The following is a 16,364-nucleotide window of genomic DNA, read 5'->3' as shown; positions in this document are numbered from 1 at the left end:
TGGCACAATTGATCAGGTCAAAAATGCCGGCTTGGCTCTAAACACTCTTTGGGTAAACGGCCAGGTGAAAATTACCGACGGTACCGAAGGTGATGGTAAGGTGCTAACTTCCAATGCGGCCGGTGTGGCTTCATGGCAAGCGGCACAGGCTGGTGGAGCCGGTGGTGGGTCTGCAAGCTTGGAGTACAAGACTAATACTTGGACGGCGTGGACTTTTGTTTTGCCGCAGACCATAAATTCTGGATCAGTAATAAAATACAACAATTCCTCTTATCAAGAGCCGATTGCCACCTGCTCAGTCGGTAAGAAGGTCATTGGTGGTGGTTGCGCCATGATTCTTAGATATAAACCAACATTCGGTCCGTATAGTATAAATATTACGACGGACATCGACGGATATGCAATTGGAGCCAAGCTGAACAAGAATTTTTTAACTTACTCGGTCTCTAGCGGCAGCGTCTTTTACCTCCAGTCACTGGGCCAGTTTACTGTTTACAGGTCAGCACCCACCTCAGATGGTTCAGGATGGGTTTGTGGGGCCGGGCCAACTTCGATTACGAGTGGGCCTAGTAGTACTGGGCCGATTGACAACACTTTGTATTCCTTGACCGCTACTGCCATTTGTCAGTAATGAGTGGCTAGTAATGAGTATGTAAAACCAAAAACCGCTCAAAGCGGTTTTTGGTTTGTTTGTGAATAATCGTCAAAGATTTCTCTGGTATAATATTAAGTAGGTTTTTGTTTTGATTTTTTAACTCCCGATTTCCTAACCTCTAAACTTCAAAACTTCCCAACTTCTAAACTAATCCATGATTATTGCTGAAAAACAACTCCACGACTTCATTCTCGACTCCGGCCTGGTTTCCAAGGCCGAATTTGAAGAGGCGATTGAAGAAGCTAAGAAAAAGAAAGTCAAAGTCACCGAACTTCTGGTGAATAAGGGCAAGATTACTGAAGATGATTTGCGTCGAATGCAGGCCTATGTTTTGGGCATCCCCTTTGTTGACCTCAAGAGTCAGAGAATCGATTTCAGTATCCTCTCGACCATCCCTGAACCGGTGGCACGGACTCATAATATTGTGGCTTTCAAAAAGAGCGCCGACTCCCTCGAGGTGGCAATGCTTGATACCGATGACTTAAACGCTATCGACTTCATTAAGAAAAAAGTTGGCCTCAAAATTCTGCCTCGACTGACCGATACCGAATCGATTAAAAGCACTCTGCTTCAGTACCAAAAAAGTTTGAAAGCCGAATTTGGCGACATCATTCAAAAAGAGGCACAAACTCTGAAAATGGTTTCCGGGGTCGGGGAGGTGAGCGAGACTTCAGAAAAAGATCTCAAAAAACTGGCTGAAGATTTGCCGGTGGTCCGAATTGTCGACACTCTGTTAAAGCATGCCATTCTCCAGGGTTCTTCCGATATCCATATTGAGCCGATGGAGAGTGAACTCCTGGTTCGTTATCGAATCGACGGTATTTTGCACGATGCCATGGTGTTGCCGAAAAATGTCGAGTCCAGTATCACTGCCCGTATCAAAGTTTTATCAAGCCTGAAACTCGATGAAAAGCGCTTACCACAGGACGGCCGGTTTAAAATCGAACTTAACAACGAAAAAGTTTCTTTCCGTGTCTCAATTTTGCCGGTTTATTACGGTGAAAAAACTGTGATGCGCTTGTTGCGAGAAAATGTTTCCGGTTTTACCTTGGAAGGTATGGGCTTTCATGGCGAGTCACTTGAGCGGGTGCACGAAGGCTTGAAACAAAAGACTGGAATGTTGCTTACGACCGGCCCAACCGGTTCCGGTAAATCAACCACCTTGTATACAATGCTGGAAATCTTGAATACTCCAGATGTGAATATTTCAACCATCGAGGATCCAATCGAATATCAAATGTCTAGGGTCAATCAGACCCAGGTTAAGCCAGAAATCGGCTTCTCGTTTGCCTCCGGTTTGCGAACCCTGGTTCGTCAAGACCCGGACATCATTATGGTTGGTGAAATCCGTGACAACGAAACGGCTGCTTTGGCGATTAACGCGGCACTTACCGGCCACTTGGTGCTTTCAACCTTGCACACCAACTCGGCAGCCGGCGCGATGCCTCGGCTTCTGGATATGCACGCCGAGCCGTTTCTCTTGGTGTCGACTCTAAATGTGGTCATTGGCCAGCGTCTGGTTCGGAGACTTTGCCAAGACAAAGAGAGGTACTTTTTGAGCAAAGCCGAGCTTGAACAGCTTGATAAAAACATCGATATGGACCGGCTTTTGTCTGAACTCAAAAAAGAAAATGTGATTCACAAAGACGATACTTGGGATAAAGTGCCGTTTTATCGGCCAAAGAAAACTTCCGAATGTCCCGACGGTTTTTCCGGACGAGTTGGCATTCATGAGGTTTTAAAAATGACGGCGACAATTAAAGAGTTGGTTATGAAAGGCGCAACTTCGGCGCAAATCGAATCACAAGCGCGTAAAGAGGGGATGCTCACTATGCTTGAAGACGGAATTTTCAAAGCCGTGCAAGGTATGACGACGATTGAGGAAGTACTCCGAGTGGTCTCGGAATAATGTAAAATGGAAATCTAAAAATGGAAAATGTCAAGGCAAAATTTAAAAATGAATTTAAGAAAAGACTATATTTTTGGGTTTTAAGTTTGGTCAAATTTATTGATAGATTGCCAAAGGACCAGGTCGGTTCAGTCATGGGGAAGCAGCTCTTGAGGAGTGGTACCAGTGTTCTCGCTAATTATGTGGAGGCTGACTCCGCATCATCGAGGAAAGATTTCATTAATTTTTTTACCCACTCTCTAAAATCTGCGAATGAGTCGAAAGTCTGGCTGACTTTGTTAAGAGATACTGACAAAGGTCCCAAAAATGAGCTACAATGGTTACTAAAGGAACTTGGGGGAGATTTCAAATATTATCGCTTCAAGTATCTTAACACTAAAACATAAACGGTAATTTTTTACTTTTTATATGTCTTTTTCCATTTTTAGATTTCAATTTTAATTTGCTTATGCCCGTTTTTAACTACAAAGCACAAAAAGCCGAAGGGGAGATTTATGAAAGTTCAGCCGAATTTTCAGATCGCTTTGCTCTGTATAATGATCTTAAAAGACGGGGCGAGATGATCCTCTCAATCCACGAGGTTAAAAGCAAGGCCGGTAATCGTTTTTCCTTTGACCAGTTGTTTGGCCGAGTCGGGACGCATGAGCAGATTCTTTTTGCTCGCAATTTGGGTTCAATGATTTCTTCAGGTTTGTCGCTTACTCGGGCGCTCAATGTGATTTTGAAGCAGACCAAAAATAAGGCTTTTCAATCCGTCATTACATCGATTTTAGGCGAAATTGGTCGCGGTCAGTCCTTAGCTCAAGCACTTTCCGTACACCCAAAAGTATTTTCCTCACTTTTTGTTTCAATGGTTCGGGCCGGCGAATCAAGCGGTAGCCTCTCCGATTCTTTAAAGGTTGTTTCGAGGCAGATGGAGCAATCCTATCTGCTCAAAAAGAAGATTCGTGGGGCGATGATGTATCCTGGAATTATTCTTTCTGTCATGTTGGTTATCGGTGTTCTGATGATGATTTATGTGGTGCCAACTTTAACAGGCACCTTTAAAGAATTGAAAGTGGCTTTGCCGGCCAGTACCCAGTTTATTCTAAATATCAGTAATTTTATTATTAACCACACTATCTTAGGTCTGGTAATCGTTATTGCGGTCATTGTCGGTTTCATCACTTTACTAAAAACCAAGCCTGGTAAACGCGGTTTTGATTGGACCATTTTGAAATTGCCGGTTATTGGAAGTATCACCAAAGAAACCAACTCGGCCCGGACCGCAAGAACCCTCTCGTCACTGCTTTCGGCAGGTGTTTCGGTGGTTGAGGCTTTGGGCATTACGGCTGAGGTGACTCAAAATTCTTACTACCACGATGTTCTCAAGCACGCGGAGGAGGCAATCCAAAAAGGTATCACAATTTCTTCAGTTTTTGCCGAAAATGAAAAGCTTTACCCAACCTTCGTGGCAGAGATGACGAGTGTTGGTGAAGAAACCGGTCAATTGGCACCGATGCTTTTGGAGCTAGCCACTTATTATGAAGCCGAGGTGGAACAGCGCACCAAGGATATGTCCACAATCATTGAGCCGTTTTTGATGGTGGTCATTGGCGCTGCGGTCGGCTTTTTTGCAATCTCGATGATTTCGCCAATGTACTCGCTCGTAAATACAATTTAACCTGAAGTGTGAAGTATGAAACATGAAACACCCAGGAAGAAAGTAAAATTTTATCAGGCTGTTTCAAGCTTCAAGTTTCAGGCTTCAGGTTCTCGTTCTCGAGGGTTTTCCTTTATTGAGACAATGGTTATTATTTCAATAATAATTATTCTCTCGGCCTTTGCTTACGGTGCGTTTGTCACGCTCAACCGTGATCAGGCTTTGGAAAAAGACACCAATTCAGTTATTTTACTTTTGAACCAGGCCAGAGCAATGACTTTAGGGTCTAAAGGGGCGAGTCAGTATGGTGTCCACTTTGAAGCTGATTCAGTCACGCTCTTCAAGGGGTCAACTTACTCCGCTTCTGATGCTTCCAATGTTGTGACAGCCATCGGTTCGCCAGTTGGGATTAGTGCCGTTAGTTTAACCGGCGGCGGTTCGGAGGTTTTGTTTGATTGGTTGACCGGGGACACCTTACAGAATGGTACTGTCACACTCTCACTTAATACCGATCCCTCCGATTCTAAAACAATAACCATCCATCAAACAGGTCTAACTGAATAGTTTGGTTTTGGTTGTATAATGTAGTCATTGATGTTTGATTTATTAAACAAAAAAAGGGCGGCGACACTTAAAAAGTCTCGAGGCTTTTCTCTTTTGGAAATTGTGATTGCGACAGCGATTCTGGCGACAGTTTTGTTGGGTTCAGTCGGGGCTCTGACTTTGGCGATCAAAATTGCTTCGGCGAATACGGCGAAAATTCAAGCGGCTTACTTGGCCGAAGAGGGCGTGGAGGCTGTCAGAATTTTGCGTGATAATGGTTGGGCGGCAAATATCGCTTCCCAAGCCTCACCTTTTTACCTGTCTTTTAATGGTACGACCTGGCAGGCTACCTCGGTCAATCAGTATGTTGACGGAATTTTTGAGCGCAAAGTGACCCTGTCTTCAATTTATCGGGATGGTAGCAAGAAGATTGTCTGGAGCGGTGGCACCTTAGATACTAACGCCAAAAAAATAACCGTCGAGGTTTCTTGGCTTTCAGCCGGGGCGACCACTACAAAGTCGATCTCCACAATTCTCGCTAACATCTTTAATAACTAGCTTATGATTTTTGCTCGAGTATCTAAAAAGGGCGGAGTGGCAAATGAGTGGGGAATCTCTCTTGTTGAGATTCTCATTTATGTGGCAGTGATGACGATGTTTTTGATTTTGATTGTGAACGCAGTCCAGTCCTTCTCGAAGTCTTATCGTTCTATGCATTCGGCTCAAAATGTAGAATTGTCGGCTGAAACCGCCCTAGAGCGTCTGACGCGGGAGATCAGGGGTGCGACGAGTGTTGACACGGCGCAAAGCACTCTGGGTTCGTCTCCTGGTATCCTGTTTCTCAACACCACTGATGATGCCGGCACGGCGCTTACCGTTAAATTTTTTCTTTCCGGCCAAGTTTTACATGTTAGTGAGAACGGGGTAGATCAGGGCCCGCTAACTTCATCGGCCGTGAGAGTCACTAATTTGGTTTTTCGCTCGATTACCGCGACCAAATCTAAGGCTGTTAAAATTGAGCTTGCCACGGAGAGTGGCAGTGGTTCGGATTATCGCTCCAAATCATTTTATTCGACAGTTGTAATGCGCGGTTCCTACCCGCTTCAGTGACTAATTATTTAAATTGAATGACTTTCTTAAGCACTAAAAGATCAAAAAGTCGGGAAGGCGGTCAGACCGTTATCCTAATCTCGCTCTTGTTTACTATCGTCACCACGACGGTTGTTTACGGGATGGTTAATCCGGTACTCAAACAATTTAGTATCGGACAGGATTTGCAAACCTCAAAGCAAAGCTATTTTGCGGCTGAATCCGGGAGCGAAGATGTCTATTATCGAATCAGGAATAATCAGACAACCAATTTCCCCGAATTACTCACTCTTGATGGCTCAACCGCGAGCTCGACTCTGACTGTGACAGGTAGCAACGAAAAGCAAATTCTTTCAACAGCCTACAACAATAATATTTTTAGGACAGTGGATAAGGACATCACTGTAACTGATGGATTTGCTTTCAATTTTGCAGTACAGGTCGGGCTAGGTGGTCTCTTTCTGAACGGTGAGGGTGCCCTAATCAGAGGCAATGTCTATTCCAATGGTCCCGTCTCGGGCCAGTCGACCAATATGATTTATGGGGATGTGGTATCGGCAGGAAGCTCAGGTAGTATCACTAATGTTCATGCCACCTCAAGTGCTTACGCGCACAGCATTTCTAATTCTGTTGTCGACAGAGATGCCTATTACACCAGTATCTCCGGCACAACTGTAAACGGCACTCTGTATCCAAGTAGCACCGACCAGCTTCCTGTTGATATGCCGATTGCCGACTCGCTTCTTGACCAGTGGGAAAGTGATGCACTTGCGAATGGCCTTACCAGTTGTTCCGGCGCGACTAAATATATTGGCTCGAGCGTCACTTGGAATGCGCAGAAAATAAATTGTAATGTTGAAATTAGTGGCAATAATACGATAATCACACTTAAGGGTTCAGTTTGGATTAATGGCAATCTCACCATTAAAAATGGTCCTAAATTTAAAGTCGATGATAGTGTGGGAAACAAGAGTGTTGCAATTCTGGCCCACTCCGCGTCTAGTCCTACCACTAAAGGGCGGATTCTCTTGGAAAACAGCCCGCTCTTCTATGGTTCTGAGACAAATGGTGTTGCTAATCCAGATTCTTATGTAATGCTGGTTTCTCGTAATACCGGTGCTGAATCGGGGAGCGGGGCGATAGCGATTATTGCCGGGAGCAACACTGCCGGTAACCTCTTGCTCTACGCTCCTCACGGAGAAATTCGGCTTTATAACAATGTTGTTCTGCGTGAGGTTACGGGCTACAAACTATCTCTGTTTAATAACACCGAGGTTCTTTATAACATTGGACTGGCCCAGCCTCTATTTACTGCCGGTCCGGGTGGCCAATGGAAAATCAAACGCTGGCGAGAAAGTCGTGAGCACTAGATCTCTCTTCCGACCCGTTTTAAGCACTTGTCTTTTTTGTTTTTGGGAGTAAAATTGTAAGTGGAGCAGCCAAGGCCTTCGGATTTTAGTCCGCCGTGTGTCAATCCGCGGAAATCTGATTGGCGAGTAGGCTGCCCACTGAAGGCAACCATAACCTTAGACCGGCGGATATTGCCTAAAAAATCGTTCTTATAGCGCCAAAGCACTTTGTGCTCGCGCCGATCACCTTCGGGTGAGCAATATCCTCCTTTTCTTTCAGGACCCTTTACTGGGTCCTTTTTTGTTTTACTGTTTCAAGTTTCATGCTCCAAGTTTCAGGTTCTGCTATAATTGATAAATGAAGAAAAACAACAAGATTTTGATTGCCAACTGGAAAATGGCTCCCGAGACTCCGGAAATTGCCCATGAAATTTTTGGAATTATCAAACGGAAAATGGCTAGGACCAAAAGAGTCGAGGCTGTCATTTGTCCGTCCTACCTATATCTCGAAAATTTTGCCAGCAAAGTCTCGGGTCGCCGATTTTCAATCGGGGCTCAAGATGTCTTCTGGGAGACAACAGGTCAGGCGTTTACCGGCCAAGTGAGTGCTCCGATGGTTAAGGCCGTGGGAGCCCAATATGTGATTGTTGGCCATTCAGAAAGACGCAGCTTTGGTGAGACTGATGTGATGGTCAATAAAAAGATTCTCTCCTCTCTTAAGGCCGGTTTGATTCCGATACTTTGTGTTGGTGAGAGTGAGCGTGATTCGCAGATTAATTATCTAGATTTTCTCAAAGATCAAATTAAATCGGCGCTTGTCGGAGTCAAAAAGTCAGGGCTGGTCAATCTGATAATTGCTTATGAACCGGTTTGGGCGATTAGCACTTTTCAAAAAGGCTCGATTAACCCAAGTGACCTTCACGAAGCTATAATTTTTGTGCGCAAAGTTGTCGCTGATCTTTATGATCGAGAAACCGCGATGTCACTTCGGGTGGTTTATGGCGGTTCAGTTAGTGAAGAAAATGTCGGGGCCCTGCTTAGGGGTGGGGAGGCTGACGGTCTTCTGGTCGGCAAAGCCAGTTTGAATCCGGAAACTTTTGGCGCTTTGATTAAAATTGCTGATTCATTCAAATGAATTTCAAAAATCTAAAATCTGCCGGAGATCTGTCTGGTAAAAAAGTCATAATTCGTTTAGATGTAAATGTGCCGATTGTTAATGGTAATATTCGAGACGATTTTCGTTTACGAAAAGCTCTGCCAACCTTGGAACATCTAAAGTCAGCTGGGGCCAAGACCTTGATTATTGGTCATATCGAGAGTTCTGAAACCGATTCTCTTCAGGCAATTTTTGATTACTTCAATTCCAAACTACCGGTTAAGTTTGCCACGGATTTAACCCAGGCGGCGGATTTAATGGCCGGTCTGAAGACTGGCGAGTTTGTTTTGCTGGAAAATTTGAGACGATTCAAAGGCGAAAAAGAAAATTCTCAATCTTTTGCTAAAGAAATTGCAGGTCTGGGGGAGATTTATATAAACGAAGCCTTCTCGGTTTCTCACCGACCCCACGCTTCAATTGTTGGTTTGCCAAAACTATTGCCAAGTTTTGCCGGTTTGGTGTTCGAGGCCGAATTTTCTAATTTATCCAAGGCCTTTAATCCGCCAAAGCCATTTTTGTTGATTTTGGGTGGCGCCAAGGTGGAGACAAAATTGCCATTAATTAAGAAACTTTTACCAAAGGCGGATACGGTTTTTGTTGGTGGAGTTCCGGCCAATGATTTTTTTAAGGCGAAGGGTTTTGAGGTGGGAGCCTCGGCGGTCTCACAGATTAAATTAGATGCCAACCTGTTGGCCGAGACGAAAATTATGTTGCCACTCGATGTGGTTATTGATGGAGGGGGTGGTAAATGCACGATTGCTCCGGAAGAGCTTGGTAAGAAAGATGAAATCCTTGATGCTGGTCTCGAAACAGTTGCTGAACTTAATTTTTTGGCCTCAAAGTCTAAATTTGTGCTCTGGAACGGTCCTTTGGGAAATTATGAGAGGGGCTTTGTCGAGGGTACTGAAAATCTGGCTCGGGCACTTGCTGAATGTGGGGCCGAGACGATTGTTGGTGGCGGGGATACTTTGGCGGCCCTGGAGAAATTAAATTTGTTTGATAAATTTTCTTTTGTTTCGACGGCTGGTGGGGCGATGCTCGATTTTCTCTCGAGTGGAACTTTGCCTGGGATTGAGGCACTTGAGAATAGTTTGGAAGTTTGAAAGCCCCGACGCTTGCTTCAAGGTCGGGGTCCCGACCGAAGCGTCGGGATTGAGAAGTTTAAAAAGGTGGCAGTGGCCCCTGTTGACGTCGTGGTGAGATTGTGCTATTTTGAACACAGTCAGTTCATCCTCTAAAGAAAGGATAAGTATGTCAGATTTGGGAATTCGGGTTGATTCTGTTTGGGCTGATCCTCATGAGTGTCATTGCATCTGTCATCAGCCGAGAGGAAACGCCATGCATTTTACGGCCTGCTGCCATCCTTGCCCAACCTGTGGTCGGCGGATTAAGACTCTTTTTGTCTCCGAACATCTGGTAGCTTGTCGGGCTCGGCATGACGCTTCAGTCAAGGCTACTGAGGCCGAGGCCAAGGTCCTGACGCCGATGCCGACCAATCTCCCAAGCGAGGCCTTCGACGACATTTCGCACGTCGATGACGGTCGGCCACCGGTCTGATTGGTTGTAGTTTACAGGCGCTTTAATCGAGCGCCTTTTTAATTTTCTCCAAAATCAATTTACCGTCAACAAATTCTTTGGTTGGCCAAAAGCCGGCTAAACCATCGTCGTGTCTTCTGGGCACCAAATGGATGTGAAAGTGGGGGATATCAACGCCAACTACCGAGACAGCGACATAATCGGCGTTCAAAGCCTTTTTGATGGCAATCATCAGTTTTTTGCATTCGACAAAAAGTTTGGACAGAAGCTCGTCAGGAGTGTCAGTCATTTTCTCGTAGTGAGCTTTTGGGATAACCAAAATATGACCATCGGAAACCGGGTGAATATCGAGAAAAGAGAATATCTCGTCATTTTCAAAAACTAAATCGGAGGGAATTTCTTTTTTGGCGATTTTGCAGAAGAGGCAATTCATAAAAAGTAGATAGTATTAAGTATAAGTCCCGTTAGAAGTAGGACGCGGACATCCAATCATTATACAACAAACTACGCTCCGCTATCTGTATTAAACATTTTCCGCAAACAGACAACTGTTGTTAGCGTCCGCGACTTCTAACGGGATAGGGTATATGGTATGAAGAAAAAAGCCCTCATCCGTTAGGTGGACGAGGGTCAAATTGATTTTACTTCATCCGAGTTGCTCAACCAGCATTTCCATGGCAGTTTCTTGGTTTCCAAACTTGGCCAAGACGGTTAGCATCTCATCGGTGTTGAAAGAGTTAGTTTCGGTGAAGACCACCCCGTAAGTTCGCTTTGTGCTCATAATTGCGATACACAGCCTGCTCTGTGAGTCGTGGACGAGGCAGAGGGTTGAGCCGGCTTTGTCTGTGGTCCAAACGGCCCGACCTAGGATATTGTCACCACCCAGAAGTTCAACAGTCTTACCCCTGATACCAAGACCGAGCGCGTCTTCGACTTTTCCAGTCACTTTCATTCGTCTAGCCTCAGTCTTTTCAACTCCGTTGGCATCGAAGATGTAAAGTGGGGCGCCAGACCTGGTTTCGACATACTGTCTGATTTCCGGCGCCCTCTTAAAGATTCCGTTAAGGATTTTTTCAGCTTTTGCCATAGCCTTTTGGACCATCGCCTTGAGCTGTTCCTGCTTTTTCTGCTTTCGGCTCTCGGCCAATTTCTTGGCTTTCAGCCTTTCTGTTTGTTCTTGTGTCTTTCGGTCGACAATTTCTCTGAAGCGATAGCCTAAACTTTTTCTCATAAAGTTCCTTTCCTTTGCAAAGGATAGTCAATTTTGGAAATGTGTCAATTGGTCTAGTTGCGGGATGATATCCCGTTAGAGATAGGTCATCAAGATGACCGTTGCTCACGGTGAATCTCTGGCCGTCGATATTTGGTGGGAATTTATCGTCCAGCTAAGGCTTCCTAACAAAAGATCTCTAACGGGATGATATAATCTAAAAATGAAAAAATATGCCGTCCGGGAGGAAATTTCAGATCAGGAACACCAACAGCTCGGCCAATATCCGTCTTTGCTTAAGAAGTTGTTAGCCTATAGGGAGATCAAGGGCGGCGATCAGGCCGAAGCCTTTCTCAATCCTAATTATGAGAAGCATCTCCACGATCCGTTCTTGATAAAAGATATGGGGAAGGCGGTGGACCGAATTCTGAAGGCTTTCCAATTGGGTGAAAAGATAATAATTTTTGGTGACTATGATGCCGACGGGATTCCAGGCGGAGTGATCCTGCATGATTTTTTCCGGAAAATCGGTTTCACTAATTTTGAAAACTATATTCCGCATCGGCACAATGAGGGTTTTGGGTTGAATGAAAATGCGATCAAACAATTTGTTGAGTCGGGGGCCAGACTTTTAATTACGGTTGATTGTGGCATCGCCAATATTTCCGAAATTAATTTTGCTCAAGCTAACGGTCTAGATGTGATTGTCACCGATCATCACTTAGTTAATGGTCACGGCGCGCCAGAGGCTTTTGCTATTGTTAACCCAAATCAGCCGGGCTGTGATTATCCCAACAAGAGTCTCTGTGGTGCGGGTGTGGCGTTTAAATTGGTGCAGGCTCTGATCTTTCGTCTTCAAACTTCTAAACTTCCAAATCCCGACGCTCCGGTCGGGACCCCGACCTTGCGGCAAGCGTCGGGGCTTGAAACTTGTGACTTGAATCAAGCAACCATTTCTCCCGTCCCAAAGGGATGGGAAAAATGGTTGCTCGACATGGCCGGCTTGGCCACGCTTTCTGACATGGTGCCACTTGTGGGCGAAAATCGAGCGCTCGCTCACTACGGGATGAAAGTTTTAAGAAAATCTCCCCGAGTCGGCTTAATGAAATTATTGCGAAAGCTGAAAATCAATCAAAGAACGTTAAACGAGGATGATATCGGCTTTATGATTACTCCCAGAATCAATGCCGCTTCAAGAATGGGTGAGCCGATGGACGCTTTCAGGCTTTTTGCCACAACGGATGAGGTTGAGGCTGACCAAGTAAGCGATCATTTGAATAAGATTAATGACGAGAGGAAAGGAATCGTGGCTTCGATGGTCAAAGAGATGAAGCACGCCGTCGCAGAGCGCTATGCTAATCGAGATAAAAAAGTAATTGTTTTAGGTAATCCAAACTGGCGCCCTTCACTTTTGGGTCTCGCGGCCAATACTTTGGCAGAAGAGCATTCTTGCCCTGTTTTTCTTTGGGGGAGAGATGGCGAAAATGTCATCAAAGGATCTTGTCGTTCAGATGGAGTCACCAGTTTAGTTGGCCTGATGTCAGAAGTTGCCCCGGGCATATTCTTGGAATATGGCGGTCACGATTTTTCTGGCGGTTTCAGTGTCGTAGCAGAAAAGATTCACCTTTTAGAGACAGAGTTGGAAAAGGCTTTTGATCAGGCTCGAGCTAATCGCAAGGCTCTGGATCAGACTGTCTTCGTTGATGCCAGACTAAGTTTTGATGGTGTAAATTGGTCCAATTGGGATTTGGTGGACAAGCTCTCGCCGTTCGGTGTTGGTAATCCCAAACCGGTTTTTCTTTTTGAATCGGCTAAGATTTTTGATTTAAAACAATTTGGCAAGGAGAAAAATCACTTAGAATTGGTTTTTAAAAAAGAAAATGGTGATAAAGTTTCTGCCATTGGATTTTTTATGAATCCCAAAGAGTTTAAAACTAAGGTTGAAATTGGTGAGGCGGTCAACTTGGTGGCGACAATGGAAAAAAGTGTTTTCAAGCAGTACCCAGAACTGCGTCTGCGGATTGTTGACATAATATAGCTTCGTGTTAATATCTAGAAGGACTGTACTTTGGCTGGTATTGTCCCGGAGGATCGGGTTTTTGGTGAAAAACTTGGAATCTTTCGATAGCTTTGCCCCCTCGTTTGATTATATATAGAAGTGCTAGCCCAGGCGGCGAGGGTAGTTTTGGGACTGTACTAAAGCATTTGCCGATTCTCGGGCGGGTGATACAGAAAGGTGTTACAGAGAAGATGGCCCCTGCGAACGTTTGGTTCGCAGGGGATTTGTGCTTTATGCTACAATCCTTGTTATCGACCCTAATTTATGACTGCCAATTCCGTTATAATTTTTACTGACGGTTCCTCCAAGGGCAATCCCGGCCCGGGTGGCTTTGGGGCGGTAATTATTGTTGCTGGAAAGGTGATGGAGCTTGGTGGCGGCGATCCGCATACTACCAATAACCGCATGGAGATTCAGGCGGCTATCTCGGCTCTGGCTTATATTGCCAATCTTGAAGGTCGTTTGCCAATTACTGTCTATACTGATTCAGCTTATCTTTTAAATGGCATTACCAAATGGGTTTTTGGCTGGCGTCAGAATGGTTGGAAAACTTCAACCAAACAGCCGGTTGAGAATCAGGATCTTTGGGAGGAATTGTTTGATATCACCAAAAGCAAGAAAATTAATTGGTATCTGGTTAAGGGCCATGTCGGAGTGGCTGGCAACCACCGCTGTGACGAAATCGCCACACTATTTGCTGACGGCAAACAAATGCAACTTTATTCCGGAGCACTAGAGAATTATTCGATTAAGGATATTTTAAATATTTCAGCTAACCCGGCAGAAGCCGAAAAGAGAGCTGATAGTAAATCGCGCAGCCGTGCCAAAGCTTTCTGTTATGTCAGTCTTGTTGACGGTGAGGTGTTGGTCCACAAGACTTGGGCAGAGTGTGAAAAACGAGTCAAGGGTAAATCGGGGGCGCGTTTCCAGAAAGTTTTCAGTAAATCTGAAGAAGACAGCCTGGTCAAAGAGTGGGGCAGTTAATGTAAGGACTCTCGGCTCGAAAGGTGTGAGTAATAAAATTATCTATACTCTAATAGGCGGCTTGGCGACCGGGATTGCTCTTAGCTCTTTTGTTTTGGTTGGTATCTTTGGAGCTCTCGCTCTGATTTTAGTCGGAGCCATTATATTTTTTTATTTGACAGTGGTTGAAAATATGGGGTGGCGCGCAAATCTTGCGCTTTTTCTAGTCCCACTATTTTTAATCTCAGCCGGCTTTGGATTTTGGCGGATGACTTTTCAGGTTGACGGCGTCCAGAACCCCAAGCTTGACCGTTTGGTAGGCGAGAAAGTCACCCTTACCGGAATTGTTTCAGATGAGTTAGATGTCAGGGAGAAAAGTTCTCAAGTGACTCTTTCAATCTATGATCAAAGTAGTCCAACTTCAAAAGGTGATTTTTTAAGTAAGGTTTTGGCGAGAACCGATAATTTTAATAATCTGGACTACGGTGACGAGGTCGAGGTTAGTGGGAAATTGGAAAAAGCAAAAAATTTCTCAAGTGAGACCGGTCGGACTTTTAATTATGAAAAATTTCTGGCCAAAGACGGCATCGGCTATATTATTAATTTTGCCAGGTTCAAAAAGGTTGATTCAAACAAAGGGAATTTTGTTGTGGCAAAACTCTTGGCCTTTAAGCATGCCTTTACTGCCAATCTAGCGCAACTTATCTCTGAACCGCAGGCCTCGCTTTTGGGTGGTCTGATTGTCGGGGCCAAAGAGGCACTTGGTAAAAATCTGCTTGATGATTTTCGCAAAGTTGGAGTGATTCATATCGTGGTTCTCTCTGGTTACAACATTACTATCGTGGCCGAGTCGCTAATGAGTTTCTTTAAAGTGTTTTTGCCGAATGTCTTCGCAACTTCTTTTGGGGTATTATCAATAATTGCTTTCGCTTTAATGACCGGTGCCTCGGCTACGGTCGTGCGGGCCTCGATTATGGCGCTTTTGGTGATTGTGGCCAAGATCGGCGCTAGGCGTTATGACATTACTCGTGCTCTTTTGCTTGCCGGTCTTGTGATGCTTATCAATAATCCGGCGATTTTGGTTTTCGATCCTTCTTTCCAACTTTCTTTTTTGGCTACGGTTGGTTTGATTTTTGTCTCACCGATTGTTGAGAGATGGCTACAATTTGTGCCTGAGAAATTTAAAATGCGCGAGGTGGCCGTGGCGACACTCGCTACCCAAATTTTCGTTTTGCCCTACATTCTTTATCAAATGGGCACTTTTTCGGTTGTGGCTTTGCCTGTCAATCTTTTAATTTTGTCAGCAATTCCTTTGACAATGCTTCTCGGTTTTCTTGCCGGGATTTTTGGTTTCGTTTCACTACTTTTGGCCACGCCTTTCGCTTTCGGGGCCTACATTTTTTTGGCTTATGAACTCGGAGTGGTAAATTGGTTTGCTAAATTGCCCTTTGCCTCGTTCTCCGTCCCAGCATTTCCTTTTTGGTTAGTAATTCTGGTTTATGTCGGTTACTTTTTCTTATATCAGAGACTAAAAGTTAAATAATTTGGGAATTATTAAAGCAAAGACTCGACCTTACTTAAGTCAGGTCGAGTCTTTGTGGAGAAATTATTTAGTTGCCATGGAAAAGTTTTTTTCGATGACCTCCCAGTTTAGGTTAGTGAAAAAGTCCTCGACATACTGCTTTTTACCGCTTGGTTGATAGTCGGCAACATAGGAGTGTTCCCACATATCAAGCATCAAAATCGGGGTGGCGCCGCTTAGTTGTCCCAAATGCTGTTCGTCTACCCATGAACCGATAAATTGTTTATTTTTCTTGTCATACCAAAGCACGGCCCAACCGATACCGCGGGTCGCCGCCGCCATATTTTTGAATCCGGCTAGGAAATTATCAAACGAGCCCGCTATGGCCTCTATCGCTTTCCTAAATTCACTTCCGGGTGATAGTGGTTTTGCTCCGCCTTCCAAAGCAGAAAAATACATTTCGTGGTTACGAATGCCGTTGTATTCAAAACTGAAGCGGCGATGCAATTCCCCGATGATGTAGGAATTTCCCGTCATATCTTCGGTATGATATTTCGCGAGCATATCCAAAATATTGTTGGCATTTTTTACATAACCGGCGTAAAGCTTCAGATGCTCCTCGATATTTTTAGTTGAGATGCCTTTAAGGGCAGGAATATTGAATTTTTGTTCTTCAAATTTAAGCATATTTTACAGAGTTAGCTGTTAGTAAATCGATTATATCACAAAAT

General features: G+C 44.6%; 17 protein-coding genes. 14 read left to right on the top strand and 3 right to left on the bottom strand.

Annotated elements, in window-relative coordinates; genetic code table 11:
* The 11 genes from WCT25_04540 to WCT25_04490 all read left to right on the top strand — a co-directional run.
* On the top strand, positions 1-631 hold a 631-nt coding region (locus WCT25_04540; GenBank protein MFA6536665.1), incomplete at its 5' end, for a hypothetical protein.
* A 178-nt stretch (positions 632-809) separates the two neighbouring features.
* On the top strand, positions 810-2,564 hold the full coding sequence (locus WCT25_04535) for a GspE/PulE family protein (GenBank protein MFA6536664.1): 1,755 nt from the start codon (positions 810-812) through the stop codon (positions 2,562-2,564).
* Between the two features lie 20 nt (positions 2,565-2,584).
* Positions 2,585-2,950 carry a four helix bundle protein gene (locus tag WCT25_04530; GenBank protein MFA6536663.1) on the top strand — a complete coding sequence of 122 codons (366 nt, stop codon included), beginning with the start codon at positions 2,585-2,587 and terminating at the stop codon, positions 2,948-2,950.
* A gap of 62 nt (positions 2,951-3,012) precedes the next feature.
* Positions 3,013-4,227 carry a type II secretion system F family protein gene (locus WCT25_04525; protein MFA6536662.1) on the top strand — a complete coding sequence of 405 codons (1,215 nt, stop codon included), beginning with the start codon at positions 3,013-3,015 and terminating at the stop codon, positions 4,225-4,227.
* Between the two features lie 15 nt (positions 4,228-4,242).
* Positions 4,243-4,770 (top strand): prepilin-type N-terminal cleavage/methylation domain-containing protein, encoded by a 528-nt coding sequence (locus tag WCT25_04520; protein MFA6536661.1) that lies wholly within the window; start codon positions 4,243-4,245, stop codon positions 4,768-4,770.
* A 30-nt stretch (positions 4,771-4,800) separates the two neighbouring features.
* Positions 4,801-5,307 carry a prepilin-type N-terminal cleavage/methylation domain-containing protein gene (locus tag WCT25_04515; protein MFA6536660.1) on the top strand — a complete coding sequence of 169 codons (507 nt, stop codon included), beginning with the start codon at positions 4,801-4,803 and terminating at the stop codon, positions 5,305-5,307.
* A 3-nt stretch (positions 5,308-5,310) separates the two neighbouring features.
* The gene (locus tag WCT25_04510) at positions 5,311-5,859 is read left to right on the top strand and encodes a hypothetical protein (GenBank protein ID MFA6536659.1); all 549 of its coding nucleotides are present in this window, start codon (positions 5,311-5,313) and stop codon (positions 5,857-5,859) included.
* Between the two features lie 17 nt (positions 5,860-5,876).
* A complete protein-coding gene (locus tag WCT25_04505; protein ID MFA6536658.1) occupies positions 5,877-7,208 on the top strand; it encodes a hypothetical protein in 1,332 nt (443 codons plus the stop codon).
* A gap of 337 nt (positions 7,209-7,545) precedes the next feature.
* Positions 7,546-8,322: a triose-phosphate isomerase gene (gene tpiA, locus WCT25_04500; GenBank protein MFA6536657.1), complete on the top strand. Its 777-nt coding sequence runs from the start codon at positions 7,546-7,548 to the stop codon at positions 8,320-8,322.
* Positions 8,319-9,446, top strand: a complete 1,128-nt coding sequence (gene pgk, locus WCT25_04495; GenBank protein MFA6536656.1) for a phosphoglycerate kinase — start codon at positions 8,319-8,321, stop codon at positions 9,444-9,446. The genes tpiA and pgk overlap by 4 nt, the downstream gene beginning before the upstream one ends.
* Before the next feature lie 148 nt (positions 9,447-9,594).
* A complete protein-coding gene (locus WCT25_04490) occupies positions 9,595-9,900 on the top strand; it encodes a hypothetical protein (GenBank protein MFA6536655.1) in 306 nt (101 codons plus the stop codon).
* 22 nt (positions 9,901-9,922) lie between these two features.
* Here WCT25_04490 and WCT25_04485 read toward each other — a convergent pair whose 3' ends face one another.
* Both WCT25_04485 and WCT25_04480 read right to left on the bottom strand, forming a co-directional pair.
* Positions 9,923-10,312 (bottom strand): HIT family protein, encoded by a 390-nt coding sequence (locus tag WCT25_04485; GenBank protein ID MFA6536654.1) that lies wholly within the window; start codon positions 10,310-10,312, stop codon positions 9,923-9,925.
* A 213-nt stretch (positions 10,313-10,525) separates the two neighbouring features.
* The gene (locus WCT25_04480) at positions 10,526-11,110 is read right to left on the bottom strand and encodes a hypothetical protein (GenBank protein ID MFA6536653.1); all 585 of its coding nucleotides are present in this window, start codon (positions 11,108-11,110) and stop codon (positions 10,526-10,528) included.
* Positions 11,111-11,312: 202 nt separating this feature from the next.
* Between WCT25_04480 and recJ the strand changes: the two genes are divergently transcribed.
* The 3 genes from recJ to WCT25_04465 all read left to right on the top strand — a co-directional run bounded on the left by recJ (position 11,313) and on the right by WCT25_04465 (position 15,654).
* Entirely contained in the window at positions 11,313-13,127 is a 1,815-nt protein-coding gene (recJ, locus tag WCT25_04475) for a single-stranded-DNA-specific exonuclease RecJ (protein MFA6536652.1), read from the top strand.
* A 285-nt stretch (positions 13,128-13,412) separates the two neighbouring features.
* Positions 13,413-14,132: a ribonuclease HI gene (gene rnhA / locus WCT25_04470; GenBank protein MFA6536651.1), complete on the top strand. Its 720-nt coding sequence runs from the start codon at positions 13,413-13,415 to the stop codon at positions 14,130-14,132.
* A 25-nt stretch (positions 14,133-14,157) separates the two neighbouring features.
* Positions 14,158-15,654, top strand: coding sequence for a ComEC/Rec2 family competence protein (locus WCT25_04465; protein ID MFA6536650.1), 1,497 nt, complete (start codon positions 14,158-14,160; stop codon positions 15,652-15,654).
* A gap of 63 nt (positions 15,655-15,717) precedes the next feature.
* Here the strand turns inward: WCT25_04465 and WCT25_04460 are convergent, their stop codons facing one another.
* Positions 15,718-16,320: a Fe-Mn family superoxide dismutase gene (locus tag WCT25_04460; protein ID MFA6536649.1), complete on the bottom strand. Its 603-nt coding sequence runs from the start codon at positions 16,318-16,320 to the stop codon at positions 15,718-15,720.
* Positions 16,321-16,364: the final 44 nt, after the last annotated feature.

It is taken from the genome of Candidatus Paceibacterota bacterium (assembly GCA_041666545.1).
Taxonomy (GTDB): Bacteria; Patescibacteriota; Minisyncoccia; order Phycocordibacterales; family JBAYGS01; genus JBAYGS01.
Note: the sequence above shows the minus strand (reverse complement) of the source record. Positions and strands in the feature narration are given on the sequence as shown.